Annotated in this window: 14 protein-coding genes and 1 pseudogene; 5 read left to right on the top strand and 10 right to left on the bottom strand. The window is 59.6% G+C overall.

Going from position 1 to position 18,725, the window contains the following annotated elements; translation table 11 throughout:
- Nucleotides 1–14: 14 nt before the first annotated feature.
- Nucleotides 15–1,460: a cytosine permease gene (locus AB4Y35_RS35175; protein ID WP_368708020.1), complete on the bottom strand. Its 1,446-nt coding sequence runs from the start codon at nucleotides 1,458–1,460 to the stop codon at nucleotides 15–17.
- Nucleotides 1,461–1,858: 398 nt separating this feature from the next.
- Here AB4Y35_RS35175 and AB4Y35_RS35170 point away from each other — a divergent pair, with 398 nt between their 5' ends.
- The 4 genes from AB4Y35_RS35170 to AB4Y35_RS35155 all read left to right on the top strand — a co-directional run bounded on the left by AB4Y35_RS35170 (nucleotide 1,859) and on the right by AB4Y35_RS35155 (nucleotide 6,846).
- Nucleotides 1,859–3,007, top strand: a complete 1,149-nt coding sequence (locus AB4Y35_RS35170) for an aromatic ring-hydroxylating dioxygenase subunit alpha (RefSeq protein WP_368708019.1) — start codon at nucleotides 1,859–1,861, stop codon at nucleotides 3,005–3,007.
- Nucleotides 3,008–3,016: 9 nt separating this feature from the next.
- Nucleotides 3,017–4,477: an NAD-dependent succinate-semialdehyde dehydrogenase gene (locus AB4Y35_RS35165; RefSeq protein ID WP_368708018.1), complete on the top strand. Its 1,461-nt coding sequence runs from the start codon at nucleotides 3,017–3,019 to the stop codon at nucleotides 4,475–4,477.
- A gap of 80 nt (nucleotides 4,478–4,557) precedes the next feature.
- Nucleotides 4,558–5,526 carry a 2Fe-2S iron-sulfur cluster-binding protein gene (locus AB4Y35_RS35160; RefSeq protein ID WP_368708017.1) on the top strand — a complete coding sequence of 323 codons (969 nt, stop codon included), beginning with the start codon at nucleotides 4,558–4,560 and terminating at the stop codon, nucleotides 5,524–5,526.
- A gap of 222 nt (nucleotides 5,527–5,748) precedes the next feature.
- Complete coding sequence (locus AB4Y35_RS35155; RefSeq protein WP_368687822.1) at nucleotides 5,749–6,846, top strand: PAS domain-containing protein; 1,098 nt, start codon at nucleotides 5,749–5,751, stop codon at nucleotides 6,844–6,846.
- 51 nt (nucleotides 6,847–6,897) lie between these two features.
- On the opposite strand, the gene AB4Y35_RS35150 is transcribed toward AB4Y35_RS35155, so the two are convergent.
- The 6 genes and pseudogenes from AB4Y35_RS35150 to AB4Y35_RS35125 all read right to left on the bottom strand — a co-directional run bounded on the left by AB4Y35_RS35150 (nucleotide 6,898) and on the right by AB4Y35_RS35125 (nucleotide 12,448).
- Nucleotides 6,898–7,977: a tartrate dehydrogenase gene (locus AB4Y35_RS35150; protein ID WP_368708016.1), complete on the bottom strand. Its 1,080-nt coding sequence runs from the start codon at nucleotides 7,975–7,977 to the stop codon at nucleotides 6,898–6,900.
- A 762-nt stretch (nucleotides 7,978–8,739) separates the two neighbouring features.
- A complete protein-coding gene (locus AB4Y35_RS35145) occupies nucleotides 8,740–8,874 on the bottom strand; it encodes a hypothetical protein (protein WP_368708015.1) in 135 nt (44 codons plus the stop codon).
- Nucleotides 8,875–9,509: 635 nt separating this feature from the next.
- Nucleotides 9,510–10,109, bottom strand: coding sequence for a hypothetical protein (locus tag AB4Y35_RS35140; RefSeq protein ID WP_368708220.1), 600 nt, complete (start codon nucleotides 10,107–10,109; stop codon nucleotides 9,510–9,512).
- 61 nt (nucleotides 10,110–10,170) lie between these two features.
- Nucleotides 10,171–10,365, bottom strand: a pseudogene (locus AB4Y35_RS35135) (PAAR domain-containing protein); the annotation flags it as partial.
- A 399-nt stretch (nucleotides 10,366–10,764) separates the two neighbouring features.
- A complete protein-coding gene (locus tag AB4Y35_RS35130) occupies nucleotides 10,765–11,913 on the bottom strand; it encodes a hypothetical protein (protein ID WP_368708014.1) in 1,149 nt (382 codons plus the stop codon).
- A 46-nt stretch (nucleotides 11,914–11,959) separates the two neighbouring features.
- Nucleotides 11,960–12,448: a hypothetical protein gene (locus AB4Y35_RS35125; RefSeq protein ID WP_368708013.1), complete on the bottom strand. Its 489-nt coding sequence runs from the start codon at nucleotides 12,446–12,448 to the stop codon at nucleotides 11,960–11,962.
- A 994-nt stretch (nucleotides 12,449–13,442) separates the two neighbouring features.
- Between AB4Y35_RS35125 and AB4Y35_RS35120 the strand changes: the two genes are divergently transcribed.
- Nucleotides 13,443–13,649 (top strand): hypothetical protein, encoded by a 207-nt coding sequence (locus tag AB4Y35_RS35120; RefSeq protein ID WP_368708012.1) that lies wholly within the window; start codon nucleotides 13,443–13,445, stop codon nucleotides 13,647–13,649.
- 497 nt (nucleotides 13,650–14,146) lie between these two features.
- On the opposite strand, the gene AB4Y35_RS35115 is transcribed toward AB4Y35_RS35120, so the two are convergent.
- From AB4Y35_RS35115 to AB4Y35_RS35105, 3 genes are read right to left on the bottom strand one after another with little or no spacing between them, the layout of a single operon-like run.
- Nucleotides 14,147–15,811, bottom strand: coding sequence for a phospholipase D-like domain-containing protein (locus AB4Y35_RS35115; RefSeq protein ID WP_368708011.1), 1,665 nt, complete (start codon nucleotides 15,809–15,811; stop codon nucleotides 14,147–14,149).
- A gap of 14 nt (nucleotides 15,812–15,825) precedes the next feature.
- Nucleotides 15,826–17,025 (bottom strand): ferritin-like domain-containing protein, encoded by a 1,200-nt coding sequence (locus AB4Y35_RS35110; RefSeq protein WP_368708010.1) that lies wholly within the window; start codon nucleotides 17,023–17,025, stop codon nucleotides 15,826–15,828.
- A complete protein-coding gene (locus AB4Y35_RS35105) occupies nucleotides 17,022–18,725 on the bottom strand; it encodes a GMC family oxidoreductase (RefSeq protein WP_368708009.1) in 1,704 nt (567 codons plus the stop codon). Before AB4Y35_RS35105 ends, AB4Y35_RS35110 begins: the two co-directional genes overlap by 4 nt.

Raw genomic sequence — 18,725 nt, 5'->3', positions numbered from 1 at the left:
CTGTGGTGGCGCAATCAGTTCAGGCCGCGGTCGGCTTCGCGCACGAGTTGGCGTTCTTTTTCAATGTCGAGCGAGCGGCAGGTCCACAGATAGACCAGCGCAGCAACAGGCAGACCCACGAGCATCGCGATGTCGGTGCCGCCAAGCGCATTGGCAACCGGGCCGGTGTAAAGCTCCGTCTTGAAGAACGGGATCATCGCGACGAAGCCCACCGCGTAGGCGGTCAGTCCACGCCAGTTCCAGCGGCCGTAGATACCGCGCGGGTTGAAGATCTCGCGCACCGAGTAATGCGAGTGACGCACGATGAAGAAATCGACCAGGTTGATCGCGGTCCACGGCGTGAACAGGTAGCCGAGAATGCCGAGGAAATCGCCGAACTTGCCCATGAAGTTGTCCGACGCCGCGAACGCGAGCGACGTCGCCGTGAGGGCTACCACGATGAGGCTCACCACGCGCTTGGTCGCGTTCGACTTGAGCGGCTTGAACGAGTCGGTGATGCTGAGCAGCGTGAGCGAGGCGCCGTAGAAGTTCAGGCCGGTAATGGCGAGCAGCCCAAGCAGCGAAAGCAGCAGCGTGACCGTGCCGAAGCCCGGAAAGATCATGTCGCCCGCGCGCTGGACCGCATCGGAAATCTCGATCTGCGCATTGAGCGCCGCCGCGGCAGTGCCCACCAGCATCATCCAGACGCCGCCGATGAACGCGCCAAGGAAGGTCCACCAGAAGGTGGCACGCACACCGGTATTGGGCGGCAAGTACCGCGAGTAGTCCGAAACGTAGATCGACCACGAAAGCTGATAAGCCGCCGCCGAAAAGAGCTGGACGAGGAACGGCGTGGTCTTGAAGCCGGCGAGGCTCAACTGGCCCGCGGGGAACGGCACCTTCACGCACATGCCGATGCTGAAGATCGTGAGCGCGGCGAGCAGCGCGAACGCGAGCCAGCGCTGCGCCTTGTGGATCAGGTCATAGCCGAATACCGCGAGCGCGACCGCAATCACGGTGAAGACGATGTAGCTCAGATGCGGTTCCGTGCCCAGCAGATGATGCGCGGTCTGCCCCGCCATCAGCTGGTTGAACGAGTTGTAGCCGATATAGGTGACGAGCGCGACCACCCACACGAGCAACGCGCCCATATAGCCGAACTGCGGGCGCGACTGGATCATCTGCGGCAGCCCGAGCTGCGGCCCCTGGCTCGAATGGAACGCCATGAAGAAGGTGCCGAGCACGTTGCCGAGCACGATGGCGATCGCGCTCCACAGCAGGTTGCCGCCCATGCTGATGCCGATCGCACCGGCCGCGATGGTCGCGAGGTTGGCATCGCCCGTGAACCATACGGGCCACAGGTGCCACGCCCGGCCCTTGCGTTCGGCGAGCGGCACGTAGTCGATCGAGCGTGATTCGATTCGCGATTTGGCGCGCGACGGCTCATTGGCCAGCGCTTCGGCTATTGCCTCTTGGGACATGTCTCCTCCAGTTGTGGGGTGGCTCGCGCGGGCCCGCATGACGCGGCTGCGCTTCCCGCGCCGGCCCCGATACCAGAGGTTCCGGTTTCCAGACACGGCGCGGTTATCCTGCGGTTAATCTAAAACCAACAGTTAACAATGGTACGCACCGTAGAGGGTTTCGTCGCACTATCGCATCCTCCTATTGACGCCCGGGGAGAAATCGATTTGCTTTGCCGAACGTCAATTGACGTTGATTTATAAGAACAAGAATAGGCCACGTGCATCAATGCAAGCCGTACATCCGACAACGTCAAGGGATAACCCTGATCCACCGTCGCCGAAATTTCACTTATATTTTCGTTAACCTTTAGTTTCATCGTAACTGTTAGTTAACCAACCCCAGTACGGCGGACCCCATGACCTACCTCCCGATCGAATTCCACAAGAAACCCGAACAGCCGAAACTGCCGGCCGACTTCTGCGCCAACCCGGAACTCGCCTGGACCATCCCGGCGAGCTACTACACCTCCGAGGCGGTATACAAGTCGGAAGAACAGAAGATCTTCGAGAACGCGTGGATCTGCGTCGCGCACCGCAGCGAGCTGGCCGAAGCGAACGCCTACGTGACGCGCGAGGTGGTGGGCGAAAACATTCTGCTCGTGCGCGGCAAGGACGGCGTCCTGCGGGCGTTCTACAACGTCTGCCCGCACCGCGGCCACCAGCTGCTCGAAGGCAGCGGCAAGGCGAAGAACGTCATCACCTGCCCGTACCACGCCTGGGCGTTCAAGCTCGACGGCGCGCTCGCGCACGCCAACAACTGCGATCATGTGGAGTCGTTCGACAAGGAGAACTCGACGCTCGTGCCGGTGCGCGTGGAGGAATACGCAGGCTTCGTGTTCATCAACCTGAACCCGAATGCAGACGGCGTGGAAGCCCAACTGCCCGGCCTCGAAGCCAGCCTGCGCAAGGCTTGCCCGGTGATCGACGACCTCAAGCTGGCTGCCCGCTTCGTGACCGAAACGCCGGCCAACTGGAAGTCGATCGTCGATAACTATCTGGAGTGCTACCACTGCGGCCCGGCTCACCCCGGCTTCTCGGACTCCGTGAAGATCGACCAGTACACGCACACGCTGCATGGCAACTGGACGGTGCAGTTCGGTCATGCGCAGTCGTCGGAGCGCTCGTTCAAGCTCGATCCGTCCGTGAAGGACCCGAGCTTCAGCGGCTACTGGGCGTGGCCGTGCACGATGTTCAACGTGCCGCCGGGCAGCGACTTCATGACCGTCATCTACGAATTCCCGATGAGCGCCGAAGTCACGCTCCAGCACTACGACATCTACTTCCTCAACGACGAGCCGACCGAAGAGCAGCAGAAGCTGATCGAGTGGTATCGCACCGTGTTCCGCCCGGAAGACCTGCGCCTCGTGGAAAGCGTGCAGAAGGGCCTGAAGTCGCGCGGCTATCGCGGCCAGGGCCGCATCATGGTCGACAAGCAGCGCAGCGGCATCAGCGAGCACGGCATCGCGCACTTCCACAATCTGCTCGCGCAGCAGTATCAGGACTAAGAGGCCAGCATGACGAACCTTCAACATCCCGGCCTGCTGCGTGAGCAGGCCTATATCGACGGCCAGTGGCGCGGCGCCGACGACGGCGCCACGCTCGAGGTGACCAACCCCGCCACGGGCGAGCGCATCGCGAACGTGCCGAACATGGGCGCGCCGGAAGCCCGCGCGGCCATCGAGGCCGCGCACCGCGCCTTCCCCGCGTGGCGCGCCACCACCGCGAAGGAGCGCGCGCGCCTGTTGCGCAACTGGTTCGACCTCATCATGGCGAACCAGGAAGCGCTGGCCCAGATCATGACATGCGAGCAAGGCAAGCCGCTCGCGGAAGCGCGCGGCGAGATCGGCTACGCGGCCTCGTTCATCGAGTGGTTCGCCGAGCAGGGCAAGCGCATCGACGGCGACGTGATCCCGAGCCCGAACCCGGACCAGCGCCTCGTCGTGACGAAGGAGCCGATCGGTGTCTGCGCCGCGATCACGCCGTGGAATTTCCCGGCCGCGATGATCACCCGCAAGGCCGCACCGGCGCTGGCCGCCGGCTGCACCATCGTCATCAAGCCCGCCAACGAGACGCCGCTGTCCGCGTTCGCACTCGCGGCACTGGCGGAACAGGCCGGCATTCCGCCCGGCGTGATCAACATCGTCACGGGCAAGTCGCGCGAGATCGGCCTCGAAATGACGTCGAGCCCGCTCGTCAGGAAGCTCACGTTCACGGGCTCGACCGAAGTGGGCCGGCTCCTGATGCGCCAGTGCTCGGACACGGTCAAGAAGGTCTCGCTGGAGCTGGGCGGCAACGCGCCGTTCATCGTGTTCGACGATGCGGATCTGGACGCCGCCATCGAAGGCGCCCTGCTCTCCAAGTATCGCAACGCCGGGCAGACCTGCGTGTGCGCAAACCGCTTCTACGTGCACGATGCGGTCTACGACGAGTTTTGCCGCCGCTTTGCCGAGCGCGTGAGCGCCTTCAAGGTGGACGACGGTTTTGCCGATGGCGTGAACATCGGCCCGCTCATTACCGAAGCCGCACGCGACAAGGTCGACGGCCTCGTGCGCGACGCCGTGGCGCAAGGCGCGCGCGTGGTCACGGGCGGCGCACCGCACGCACGCGGCGGCAACTTCTATGCGCCCACCGTGCTCGCCGATGCGAAGCCCGGCATGGCGGTGCTCGCCGAGGAGATCTTCGGACCGGTCGCGCCCATCGTGCGCTTCTCGAGCGACGCCGAAGTCGTACAGCTCGCGAACGATTCGATCTATGGCCTCGCCGCGTACTTCTACAGCCGCGACATCGGCCGTATCTGGCGCGTGGCCGAGCAGCTCGAGTACGGCATCGTCGGTATCAACACGGGACTGATCTCCAACGAGGTCGCGCCGTTCGGCGGCGTGAAGCAGTCGGGCATCGGCCGCGAAGGCTCGAAGTACGGGATCGAAGACTACCTGTCGATCAAGTACCTCTGCATGGCGGGTGTCACGCGCTAAGGCCGGCGCCCAGCTTCGAGCGGATGCGGGCCGTGCCGCATCCGCTGCTTTTTCCGGATTCAGAAGTCAAGGAAGTCAACATGAACGCCCGCGAATCGATCACTGTCGACGTCGTCGCCGTCGAACAACTCACTCCGCTCATCAAGCGCTTCACGCTCGCGCTGCCCGATGGCGCACCGCTGCCCGAATTCAGCGGCGGCGCCCACGTGCTCGTCTCGATGCAGGACGGCGAGCAGTGGCACCACAATGCGTATTCGCTCCTGAGCTCGCCGCACGACACGCGCCAGTATCAGATCGCCGTGCGCCGCGAAGAGGCGTCGCGCGGCGGCTCCGCCTTCATGCACGACAAGGTCGAGGCAGGCACGCGGCTCGCGATCGGCTCGCCCGCCAATCTGTTCGAACTCGCGAGCACGAACGGCCCCAAGCGGCATGTGTTCATCGCGGGAGGCATCGGCATTACGCCTTTTCTCGCGCAACTGGCCGAGCATCGCCCCGAAGATGTCGAGCTGGAACTGCACTACGCGTATCGCAGCCCCGAGCACGGCGCCTTCGTCGACGAGCTGAAGACCGGCCCGCACGCGGCCAGCGTGCACTGCTACGTCGACAGCGAAGGCCAGAAGCTCGATCTCTTCAAGCTGTTCCATGATCTGCCCGGCGACGCGCATGTCTACGTCTGCGGCCCGCAAGGCCTGAACGACGCCGTCTACGCGAACGCGGCGCTGCTGGGCTGGCCGAAGGCGCAGCTGCACTCGGAGCAATTCGCCGCGACGGACACCGGCGGCAAGGCGTTCACGGTCGTACTGGCGAAGTCCGGCATCGAACTCGAAGTGGGCGAAGACGAGACCATCCTCAAGGCCATCGAGCGCGCGGGCGTGACGGTCGAGTCGCTGTGCCGCGAAGGAGTATGCGGCACCTGCGAAGTCCCGATCCTCGAAGGCGAGGCGGATCACCGCGACCAGTATCTGGACGACGACGAGAAAGCCGCGCAGAAGACCATTTTGCTGTGCGTGTCGCGTGCGCGCACGCCGCGCCTCGTGATCGACCTCTAGGGCGGCTGCGTATGCGGGACACCATGAGTCGTGCGTCCGGAACGGCCCGCTTGCCGATCCGTTAAACTAGCGGGAGTTACGGAGCGGACGAAACGTCCGGGCCGCGCGCCCGATTCATCAGAGGCGGCATATGCCCGGCCCCGATCGGCGGCCCTGGGGTGTATGCCGCCCTTTTGCGCTTGATTCTTTCGACCGCGCGAGATTCGTCACAGAGGGAAATGGATGTCCGAGGATACGTTCGCGTTCCGTCTGAAAGTGCTGCTCGAGCACAAGAAGCTGAGCCTGCAGCAAGTCGCCGACGCCGTCGGCATATCACGCCCCGCCGTGCACAAGTGGACGCGCGGCGGCGAGATCGACTATTCGAACCTGCGCCGCCTCGCGGCGTTTCTCGACGTGAACTGGGTCTGGCTGCGCTACGGCGACGAAGCCGTGAAAGACCTCGGCATCGCGGGCAATACCGAGCTGCCGATGACCGACCTGCGCCGCCGCTATACCGCCGAGATCATGTCGAACGAGGCGCGCATGAAGCAGGCGCAGGAACTGGCGGGCATCGTGACGTGGGAATGGAATCTCGTCACCGACGAGCTGATCTATTCGAGCAACTGCGCGAAGCTTTATGGCCGCGAGATTCACAGCAACGCCGAATTCTGGGAAATCCTCCATCCCGAGGATTCGATCTGGCTGAACGACGAGACGCTCAGGGAGCTGGTTGCGAGCACGGCGCCGCGCGTCTGGGACTTCCGCATCATCTTGCCGGACGGGCAGATCCGCTGGATCGAGTCGCGCGTCGCCACTCTGCTGGACGACGCGGGGCGCCCGGTGCGCGTGGTGGGCACCACCATCGACATCAGTGCGCGCAAGGAAGTGGAATCCGCGGAGCAACGGCGCCTGCAACTGCTCAACGACGCCGCGCGCATTGCGGGCTTCGGCGCCTGGCGCTGGCTGCGCGCGCAGGACGAGCTGATCGTTTCGGACGAGTGGTGCCGCCTGTTCGGCGTCGATCCGGCGCACGCGCCGCGCCACTATGTCGAGCTTTCGCGGCACATTCACCCGGACGACCGCGCGGCGCGCGAAGCGGCCGTGAACGAAGCGCTCGCGCACCGCGGCGACTATCGCGTGCTGTATCGGGCGGCGCTGCCCGACGATACGTGGCGGCTGGTGGTGGAGCAAGGCTACGCGCGCGTGGCGCCGCATGGCGAGGATGTGTGGCTCACGGCACTGTGCCGTGCCGCGCAGCCTGCCGACATGGCGGCAGGCGTCTCCGCGGCTGCACAGCCGGGCGCCGAAGAAAACGCGGCCACGGGAGCCGCGCCGCACTGAGTGCGTGAGAAGTAGCGAGGTGTCCCGCCGGAACACCCCACGCCTACGTGCTTAAAGCGCGGCGGCGACTGCCCTGCCGATCTCCGTCGTGTTCGCCGTGCCGCCCATGTCGGGCGTGCGCGGGCCTTCCACCAGCACCTTCTCGATGGCCTGCATGATCGCGTCGTGCGCGGCCTTGTATTGCGCGTCGCCGTTGCCGAGGAACTCGAGCATCATCGCGCCCGACCAGATCATCGCGATCGGGTTGGCGATCTGCTTGCCGAAGATGTCGGGCGCCGAGCCGTGCACCGGCTCGAACAGCGACGGGAACTTGCGCTCGGGATTCAGGTTCGCCGAGGCCGCCAGACCGATCGTGCCCGTGCAGGCGGGGCCGAGGTCCGAAAGAATGTCGCCGAAGAGGTTCGAGGCGACGACCACGTCGAAGCGGTCCGGTTGCAGCACGAAACGCGCGCACAGAATATCGATGTGCTGCTTGTCCCATTTCACGTTGGGATACGCCTCGCCCATCGCGGCCACGCGCTCGTCCCAGTACGGCATGCTGATCGAGATGCCGTTGGACTTCGTGGCCGCCGTGAGTTTCTTGCGGCCGCGCTGGTTCGCGAGCTCGAATGCGTACTTGAGAATGCGGTCGACGCCGTGGCGCGTGAACACCGACTCCTGCAACACAAACTCGCGCTCGGTGCCTTCGAACATCTTGCCGCCCACCGAGCTGTACTCGCCCTCGGTGTTCTCGCGCACCACGAAAAAGTCGATATCGCCGGGCTTGCGGTTGGCGAGCGGGCACGGCACGCCGGGCAGCAGACGCACCGGGCGCAGGTTGACGTACTGGTCGAATTCGCGGCGGAACTTCAGGAGCGAGCCCCACAGCGAAATATGATCGGGCACCTTGTCGGGCCAGCCGACCGCGCCGAAATAGATCGCATCGAAGCCCTTGAGCGTGGCGAACCAGTCGTCGGGCATCATCTTGCCGTGCTGCAGGTAGTAGTCGCAGCTCGCCCAGTCGAAATGGGTGATTTCGAGGTTCAGACCGAACTTCGCGGCCGCCGCCTCGACCACGCGCGCGCCCTCGGGCATGACTTCCTGGCCGATACCGTCGCCGGCGATGGCGGCGATTTTTAATGTCTTGCTCATGTCGCGTTCTCCGTTGCGCGGCGCGCCGGAATGGGTGCGCGCTCGATAGGTGCAAGGATGCCGCAAAGGGTGGTGGAAATTAGCCCCTCCAGCGTTGAGGCGTTGTACACGGGGTGTGAATAATTGGGCGGGGGGTGTGGTGTTCCACGGGCATTAGGATAAGTATTCTTATCGTAATGTGTATATTTTTTAATCAAACTATTGCGCGTGAAAAACGACCTCACCGTGATGTGTCACGCGCCCGGAGGTTTATTGCGTTTCCACTCGTAGACGTAGAGCACATTAAATCTGTCAACTTTGCGACATGACATGTGTCAATTCGACATCAGGCTAAACATCCAAGTAGCCTAAGCTTTCAGCGACCAGGATTTAGCAACGCGACCAAAACTTGCCGTCGACCACATTTGGAAGCACTCCTTCTGCCGTGCAGGAGCGCAGCTAGCGTCTGCCGAGGCAGCGGCGATGCGCGCTCTATCAAGAGTTAGCTTCAGCACATTCATTCACACATCGCATCCCAGTAAATAGAAATTACTACATTTTATGAGGAACATTTTCACGCTACGAGTAGCGGGTATTCCGATCTTCTAACCTCGGGTACACGCCCTGGGGATTTTCTTTATCGCCTTACTCCGGCCTTCCGATGGGTGACGCTTTTATCGTGTTTTCAGTGGCAACAAAATTGTCAACACGTATCGCTCTGATCGCATCGGAGCAAGGCCGAGCCGGTGACAAAATTATCGAGTCTACGCCATCCCCGCGCATCTAGACCCACAAGGCAGTCGCAATCGCCCGAGCGTTATCGAAAATGCCCGAATAGGCGATCATCTCCGCGTCGACAGTGATCTCAGCCAGGTCGTGGCTGTCGTCGCAGCCTCCGGAGTTGTTCGCGAAGCTCATCGTTCTCGCCGCGAACTTGCAATAGTTGTGTTTCAAGGGCGGCGCGCCGCTGCTGTTCTGTTTCCGCGAGGGATCGCGCTTGAGCCACCTCCTGGTGAAGTTTCGTTAGCTTGGCAACAACGTGGTCGCGTAAAACCCTCTTTTTCTCGGAGGACAGGGGTGAAAACGCTGCGCTGTTCAACCACTCTCCACACAAAGACTTGTAGGTAGACAGGGCGAGGACCTTTGACGACCCCGCTGGCATGGCGGGAATGCTTGCCCCGAATTCGCATAGCTCAAGGAACACGACGCACTGTTGCACCCAATCATCCATTTCAGATCTCCGTGAAAATAAGGCAAGACCCAAGGCGAATTGGAGAATACGCGATCATGCATGCACGCCACTCTCGCGCGCGGACCGCTATGCTTTTTGTCGTTGTTCGGTGACTACTTCTATTGTTGTGGCGAAAGCGCATGAGGTGTCAAAAAAGCGGCTCACCGCGCTTCATTGAGCTTAGGCGAGTGTGCGGGATACGGCTTTCGTAGCATGGGCAATGTGTGCGGCATCACACATATTCGCCAACCCCGGTTTTCCCGAATACTGACGCGTAAAGACGACCGCACCGGCTCGCTTGCCGCAAACTATTCGGCAGCGCCTAATCGTGCGGATTTCTGACACCGCTCCGTCGAATCTCATTGATATCGAGCGCAAGCACCGATATCGCGCGCGAACTCTTCCATGACAGCGGGTCATTCCTTGCTATCCGAAGTAAAATCTTATGGATTCCTCTTTCCATGTTTGCGTCTGATCGCGCGAATGCTCGCCTCGATCGCCCGTGTTTCTGCCCAGCTCGGATCATTTTCAGGAATGTTCGGTTGTTCGTGCGCCATGCATGGATTTCCGGCATCCCGCTCACAAACTTTAGCGGGATAGTGTTCGACGGACGCAGGAAAATCGTCCACAGTCCACGGACCAGATGAAAATAAGCGATCCATGCGGCAATCGCCTTCGCTTCTGTCGACTCAAGTGAGAATCTCAACGTTGCTTGACTCATTTTGCGAAGGCTAGTCGCGCGCCATGCGCCGCAGTCTCCGTGCGTGCAATCGCTGGGAAAACCTTTGAACACGCTGCCCTCGTGAGGATCGCCAAAATGCAGCAATACCGTGCTGCGTACGCTGGTGGGCAAACAGGCCTGATTGGCATGCAGCGAACGCATGCCCCAAAAGGAGTAGAGATTGCCCGGCGTCAGGCGCACGATTTTCGCCGACAGCCATCGCTGTACACACGGCCCTGCGCCATATCCGCTTCAGCAGCTTCCCGCACGTTGCCCGGTGGCCATGGCGAGCAATTGGGACGCCGTTGTCTTTCATCGACGGATCGCCTTCCTCGACACGTTCGGCAATAGGTCGGGATGCCGCAGGCAAGGACACACGATTGCCATTTCGAGCTACATAGCGCCCCTCGGTAAGTTTAAATTGGTCACCCAGGGCGTCGGCAGTGATGAACTTGATTCGCGTCGGTGACGACACCGACCACAATGCCAAGGTAGAAACCGGCTCAGCGAGCAAGTGTACTATGCTATTGACATGAATTTACCGCCTCGCACTTGGCCCAGTCCTTGAAATTTTTTCCGCCTTTCGTCAGATACCTTACTCGCCACCCATTTGATGTATTTCGCGTTTATTTCATGTTCGTGGCAGTTTGCCGTGTACGCGGCGGTTACTGCATTACGGGTTTAGCTATCTCGACTAAATCAGACAAGGAGATAAGGCGCACATCGGTGCCGACATTTGGCCCTCATTTATCCCATTCAGTTGTGCCACGTCACCAGTACGAGGTCGTCGGGGAGACCAAGCCTGCGGCGGCACTCCCACCACTGAACGACGCACGGCCTCGGTTCGTTGAGAGCGTCAGACTGGGTCGAGGACCATGTTGTGCTTGCTCGCGGCCCAATTAAGAACGGAATCAGCGAGACATGCGTAACCACTGAAATCGTCGACCGCAACCAGCGTTCCGCAGTAGGCATAGTTCCCTGAAGCGTTGGCGCACAAAATCCATGCCCCTGAATCACCGGAGGCGGGGCGAACGGCCATCTTTTGGGGTAGCCAGGGCGAGCGGCCACTCGTGCTCAAAATCTGGAACATTTTATCGAAGCATCGATAGAAGCCGTCGTTGAAGAGGACCCGGTAGATCGCGCAGTATGCGCCAACGTAGTAGTCGTGTTTTCCGGATGACATGCCTCTCATGACGACATCCGAACCTGAGCCAAACTGGCTGGGGTTATAAATTTGATCAACAACCCCAATACCGGATACGGAATTCATCCCGGTATGAATTCTATCCGGTTCAATCAATGCGATATCAACATGTTCTGGAAGGAACGGGATCGTGATGTCGCAAGGCCCTCCGGGCCTTGTATTGAGCGTAGCGTAGTTGCTATCGAAAACACTTCCAGCATTGGCGTATTTTGTGCCGGACACGTCGTTTAGGGTCACTGGACGGCCGCAATTCTGCGCAACGTGAGCGCAGGTAAGCCCGTATGTGCTTCCGGTGTTTCTATCACGTAGAAATCCGCCAAGGGTGCCTGCCTCGTCGGCAATCATGCCGGTACTCCCCTGAACCGACGCAGCGGCTCGCGCAATCGGGCGCTCCTCCAGCGTGCAGAAAAACTCCACCTGTCGATCCGCGATCGAGCGAACTATCCTCGCGCGCGTGAGGTCTGCGCCGGGGACGATGCTGATCTTAACCAGGAACGGCGCAGCGCCCTCGGCTCTTTGGCATCTTCGGCAAAAGTCCTTCCATTCGTCTGGCCGCCACTCTGAGTCCGCCATGCCTGAGAGGTACTGCCAGTGCTCAAGGGCCCATGCGCCGTCGGGCATGCCGTACGGATAACCATCGGTCATGCCAAACTTGCTGTAACAAATCCAGAGTTGGATCCAGTAAGGATGGTAGTCAATGAAGACACCCTGAACGATCTCTGCCTGATAGCCTTCGCTAAATAGTTGGTGCAGAAAATTCTGGAATGGCGATTGCTGAGAAAACTCAATTTGGGCTTGCATTGTCCTCTCCGCAGAATGTCGTCAGGCATCGGTTGATGTCACTAGCTCATTGGCCTGTCGTTGTACCCGGGCTCTGCTGCTTCTCCGCCGCCGTGATCGTCGGCACATGAATGCCTGCGAACATCACGAAAATCCCCGTGGCGATGATTGCGATCGGTGACTTATACAAGCCACCCCAGATATACGAATTAATCGAATAGGACCACACGAGGAGCGCGATCACGGATATGGTGAATTGCGACAGCAGGAGACGTTGCTTAACGTTTGCTTGAAGCGCCTTAGACTTCATCTGTCTGTTGAGCAAGACGTAGGTTGCCGCAATGCACGCGACCAGAATCGCGATCCCAAGCGTGCTCGCCGAAAGTGATGCCAAGGAGTCTTTTGAGTAACTTGCAAGTGCCGCCTGGGCAACGGCGTAGAAACCCGCAACGTCAGGCGGAACGTATTTGAGTAGTCGGTCACCTGCAGACTCGTGGGGACCCGCGACCGCTTTTCCACCCTTGTCTTTGACGACTGGCTCCACAATTCTATCCACGAGGCTCTCCTCATACGTTTATTCGCGGCGACCTCTGAGAGAGTGCTGGTTAGCGCACGTGCTGCACAGATCTCGGCCAAGAGAAGGTCTGAATTCGCTACAATTTGTTTCTCGTGCCACCGGCGCACTGCTGAGTTGGCGGCAGTATTGGAGTCGAACAAAGCAAGGAGAATGAAGCCGTAGTTTCTGGAGGATTAAGCGTCCTCCGCTTTCCGGCGGACAAAGTGACTTCGCAGTGCGGCCGGCTTTCCTCGACAGGACACGAATTGTTAATAGTCGGCTGGGTCAGCGTTCTTCACAATTGCAGTGTTCAGTCTAGAAAAGCATAGGCCGCCATTTACTGCTTGAACAATCGCATCGTCACGGCTATGTGGTCTAACAGACGTTCTGCATATCCCACTTGGGCGTGCGGCACACCGGCCGTCGCTCATTGCGAAGACGCAGGTGCCCGGTAACGATGGCGCCCGCGTCGTCGCCTGGGAAGATGACTGGCGGCATGAGATCGACAACCCCAACGGCGACCTAGCGTAGCTGTTTATTCATGGAGCTATCAGTCTTTGTTGTTGTCATCGGCGAGATGATTTTACAGGCGCGACGCGGCTACAGCTCAAGGCAACTGTGGGGTCAATGCCGATCGTAGGAATCCAGTGCTGGGACAGTCGGATTCCCGACAACTGCATTGTTGCTCCAGATCCGAGACTCCGAGTGTCGCTAACGGGTCGAGAGTACTAATCCGACCGCAGCGACAGCCGCCATTCGAGGTCGAGCGAGTATGGATGGCTCAAGAGCGACCTGGTGCTGCCCTACGAACGGCGATATCTGAGCGACCGCAAAGGCCTCAAGGTTACTTGCCCTTCAGGGAGGGTATCGAATGACTGCTCCGCTCTGATAGCTGCTCTTTCAGCTCCGACTGGTGGCAACAGGTCGTTGGATGTGTGTGTCTGTTCGCCATTCGAATCTCGACATTACAGATCCTAAAGTTGGACGGCGCCTGATGCGCAACGTCCAATTGCGGGTGCTGACACCGATGCACTTCAGTCTACAGATTTTCACCGCTGCCGTGGAAGCAGGACGGAGCGCGATGGCCTACCTGTTGGAAACGCCAGGGTACCTGGGTTTCAAACCGAAGGGTTTTTGGCGAGAACGCCCATTTGCGCGCGGGAAAGTCGAACGTCAGGAACTGGCGGCACCAGTTCAATGAAGGTTCTGTAGAGCTGCCGTTGCAGTCGTCATAGTCACCTCTCGGGCGGCCTCCGCGTCTGAGCATAGTCGAGCATTTTCGGCCGTTTGGAAATCCCGCAGCCACGAGATTCAAACGTCTCATCAATCTAGCAAGCAATCGTTGGATTCGCGTGCAGAGACGCCATCACAACTTATGCAACGAGACGAGCCCGCTGGCAACCCCCGCGGATTGCGCTGGATCGGAAATCAACCGACAAAGCGGAAAAAACGGCGGTCGCTCACGCCGCCCCCGGCTGTGAAATCGTGGCCATCGCCATTACCAAGTATTGCCTCGCAGCTAGCCGACGACGCTCCCCGAAAGAGGGCGTCATCGGCGGGACCCGTTGTTCCGCATCTACCGACTGGAACTTGCCATTCGACTGGCTGAAACACGCAGTCCTGACTGGATCGATCTTGATGACCGCGCGGGCAACCTCCTCGATCTCGCGATCCGTTAGCGACCTGCGCGCCTCTTTTCTACCGGGATGATTGGGGAGCCTCGTCCGGTATGGTCATTGTCGACCAATCGCTTTCAAAGATTCCGGCCCAATAGGCCGTCACATCGGCATGGCGTATGACCAGACTGGCATCACGGTTGGTGTCAACGCCCTCTGTTGACCAGTTTTGGCTCCCGACTACAACGGTGTCGTCATCAATGACCATGCCTTTGTTGTGAACATTGACTTGACGGAGAACGCGCGTTCCATCGATGCCGCCATACTTGTCCAGATATTCGATCATCGACGCTGTGACACGGGCATCGACAATGATCCGTACGTCCACACGTCGCTTGATCAACCCGCTTACCGCATTGATTAATTGTCCAAGGATCGTACGTTGCGCCAAAGGCAGCGTTTCGTCACTCTCAAAGCGCGAGCTTGGCTTGATGTACTGAGTCTGCATCCAGAATCTCTTCTTGGCCTGCTGGATCAAAGGCAAAATGACCGCACCATAGTTGTCTGGTGTCAGCGCTGGTTGAATCGTCATGTTGCCACTGAACGTCCTGGCCGCTGGGAACTCCTTATAGGGCCTTCCGACGCGCTTAACGCTGTCATTCAGGATAGGAGCGCTTGCCTCCTGCTGACCGGGAAGCGCCTGATCCAAGTCTCTCAAGATTATATTTTCAAAGGTCGTGGATAGCCCTCCGTGTTCGACAATGACATGCCAGTCGCGATCGCTGATGCTGGAGGTATTTGCGTCGGTAGATTTTGGCGCGTTGATAGGATCGAAATCCGGTTGGTTCGATGTATTGAAGTTTCCGCTCGAAAGGAAGAAGGACTCCTTGTCGGCTACCGCAACCTTGATGTGGTATGCGGCGGGAAACAGGTGAATCTTATTGTGCTCGTCCCTCCCCTCTGCTGCCCAAGCGAACTTCATGCCGTCACCAAGGGTGCCGGCTAATTGTTGATGTGTCACGTCATTTGTTTGCTCACGATGAGTGGTGTCGTAATCTGGATCGTCCAGAACCAGATTCAGTGTCTTTCCCGTCATACTGTTTTGAACGGCGGCAACGATATGCGGCGCGGTGAACTCGAACATGCCAACCGTGAGGGTTTTCTTTACGCTACCAATAAACGGCCCAAGCGTCTGCCAGCCCGCGGCAGGGCTCGCAAAGCAAGTCACCTTGAACGTGTCTGTGACGGCCTTGAGGAGTTCAGGCTGCAGCTTTTGATAAGCATGGGCAGCCGCTGCGCCCGGTATCGGCTCGCCAGGCCGACGCGGGCGCACGCGAGCGACCGCCGCGTCGACCAGTGGAGAGATCAGCTTTCCGTCGAGATTACGCTCGAGAGGAAAATTCGCCGTTTGCAATTCAATTGGCACATTGCCGCGGGGCACATCAGCCAGTTCTTGCGCGAAGGCCTCCGGGTCGGTGGCTCGAAGTGCCTCCGTTGGACTCACGGGACGCACGTCGACGGGAATACCTTCGAGCTGGCGTGGCAACATCTCTTCTGGTGGGATATTGCTCGTCTTCTTGCGCACGCTGACAACGATCGCGGGACTCTTCGTCAACTTGCCGCCTGTAATGCGCAAACCTGGGCGGACGGATACCACCCCCGGTTTGCGGAACAGTCCGAGATGCTGAAGAATGACCGAATCAATCTGGTGATCGTCGGGGCCGGAAGCGGCGGGAGTGGAAGGCATGTTATCGAGTCCTTTCAATTGGACAATCGTGCTGCAGTTTCATTGAGCCGCCCGGCTACAGAGGCGATTTGCGCCATCGATGGCAGTTCAGCCGCAAGTGCATCGGCTTCGTTAGCAAGTTCTCCAAGGCGTGAAACGATCCGATCGACAGCCCGAGAAAGGTCCGCCGGCAACGCGTTGAAGCGTGTGATACCAAAGCCCGGGCCGCCGTTGAGGCCATTAACGTCCGCGGGCATGCAACAGAGCGCGTCGCCAAGAGGGCGGATTGTCGTGACCATAACTTCGATCGCGGTTCGTACAATTTTCGTTGCGCGTTCCGCATCCATGGCGTGCGAGAATCCAGACGCCAACGATTGAAGCATCAAAAGATAGATTTCGTCGAACAATTCCGCACAGCGCCGGGTCAACGGATTCTTGATCGGATGTGCAGCGGCGCCATAACCATCGAGCGACTCGGCAACGGGGTTGCTCATGACTGGTCGCACGGGTTGAAATTCAGGCCCTGCCGTATCTCGGAGTTGCCTGTACTCGTTGAGTATGCTAATGAACATGCCATAGTGACAGTCTAACCGGTCGACGACAGCACCCTCCCCCTGATGAACGATATTCCCGATCGCCTGAATTGCCGAATGGACGCTAGTCACCCTGACGATGTCGTAAAACTGCGCACGGCGGTGATCGATCTGGTTTTCAGAATTCTCCTGAATCAGGTTCGCGATATACCGAAATCCGTGTTCAATTGCTCCGTATAGCTCCCCGATCGTGACGTGTCCTCTCGTCGCTTCGGCCGCAGTGAAGCTTGCACCCTGTCTCACCCATTGCACTTCTGCCTCGTGGGGCGTTTCATAAACGATAAAGCGCTTGAGCACATTTTCGCTGAACGGCTCAAGAGCGATGCTCGCGCGCAGGGGGTAATAGCGGGTTCCCTGCGGCAGGTTCGGCCGAAGGCAGTGTGGCGTACCTCCGATCGCAATCAAAAGATTCCACGCCTGCGCCAGGTGCATCATTTCCTGCGAAGCTATGAAAAAGATCTGCGATGCCCAGAACCGTACCTTTCTGCATTGGTCAACGTTGAGTCCCGCCTCGGCGGTCCGTTGCTTGAGTGAGAATGCCGTGTACAGATAGCTGCACGCCAAGCCGTGTTCCAGCTCGCATGCCTCAGTGAGCAGCGCGATAAGCTCGGTTCGATTCTTCGGCGCAGGCAGCGTGCTCATGTCAGGCTCCCCAGCCGCAGGCCGAATTCCGTCGTTGCAATGTGATCGGCAGCACGCAGGCTGAGTGCCGCAATGGTAAGCGTTGGATTAGCGGTGCCGCAAGTCGGCCACAGGCTCGATCCCACGATGTAAAGATTGCGGTGGTCAAAGGCGCAGCAATTGGCGTCGGTTACGGCTTGACGACTGTCCGTGCCCATCCGGCAGGTTCCCATAATATGGCCGGCACCACTATAGTGATGGCCTCCCGCCTCGACCGAAACATCCTCCTCCACAATTTCGCCCCCTAGCGCGGTCGCCATCCGGTTGACTATGTATAGGGCTGGCAAGAAAGCGTCGCGCGTGTAGGTGCCAACATTGAAGTGAATTCGCGGCCGTGGCAAACCATCCCTATCCGTCAGTTGGGAGAGCGTTACGCGATTGTCGGCATCTGGAAGCAGTTCAGTAGAAAGGCTGAAGCGGAGTTGGCGACTAACGACATCTAGAAGGTGGCGCCGAAGTTTCGCACCAAAAAGACCCTGCTGTACCGCGTCACGAAGGTCCGATGCCGGTGACGAATTCGACGCACGATAAAAGCCGTCGTTGTTCAGCGAGAATCGCATTGCTGCGCGATTGCGCCTAAATGCACCATCCCGAAACGTCTCGATTCCTGAGGTTGAGGGCGGCCCGCGAAACGGGTAAACCGGATCTCTGGTTCTTACGAACACCGACTTCTGCATGTGGTCCATCAAATTTCGTCCGACCTGGTCGCTCGAATTGGCAACTCCCAGCGGCGCGCCCGCGCCTGCAGACATCAGGAGCAGCTTGGCCGATTCGATAGCATGTGCGCAGAGGATCACGACTTTCCCGCTTGCCCTCAAAAGCAGCCCTTCTTTTTTATACTCCACCGCCGTAATACGACGATCCTGTCCCAGCACCAAGCGCGTGGCAATCGAATCCGCGATCAATTGGACTTTGCCTGTGGCAATTGCCTTTTTGACGTGCACCGAGCCGTCATACTTGGCGCCGATCGGGCACACTGGAATGCAGCTTGCGTTGCCGGCACACGGAGGCCGCCCGTCGTAGGGCCGCGAATTGCGCGCCGCCGGCGTTTTGAGCACTCGGAGCGCCTGCCCGTCGACCTCGATTCCGTTCACCGCCCGGGCGACATAGTCGTCCGACCAGCTGGGCCAGATTGGCGTCATGGGAAACGGTGCAGAACGGAAGGCGCCGTGCACGCCGTTCCATTCGGCGTCGTCCCCTGCGACGCCGAGCGCGGCCTCGGCGTCGCAGTACCACGACTCGATGTCGTCATAACGTATCGGCCAATCCACTCCGACGCCGTAAACCGAATGCATCATGAAATCATTGGGCAGAAGGCGCGGCGTATGTCCTAGCCAATGCCAAGTCGACCCCCCAGCGATCCTCTCGTAAGTGGAGAGAAAGTCCTCCGGGCCAGCCTGATCGTAGTATTCGTTCATTGGACCAGGATGCTCAGGGCCGGCCGCGCCAACCGCTTGGTAAGGAGCGCCGAGCGGTTTATCTTTCGAGGCGCCGAATGCTGCAACCGCCGCCGCGCGATCGACCGTGCCGGCGCCCGCTTCAATCAAGCCGACGCTCAGACCCGCGGCGCCAAGGCGCCAGGCTAGCAGTGCTCCAGCCACGCCCGCGCCAATAATCACAGCGTCGAAATCCGTAAGTTCACATTGCGTGGCGGTTGTCAT

It is taken from the genome of Paraburkholderia sp. EG286A (assembly GCF_040965375.1).
Classification (GTDB): domain Bacteria; phylum Pseudomonadota; class Gammaproteobacteria; order Burkholderiales; family Burkholderiaceae; genus Paraburkholderia.
This window is presented reverse-complemented; position numbering and strand designations above follow the sequence as displayed.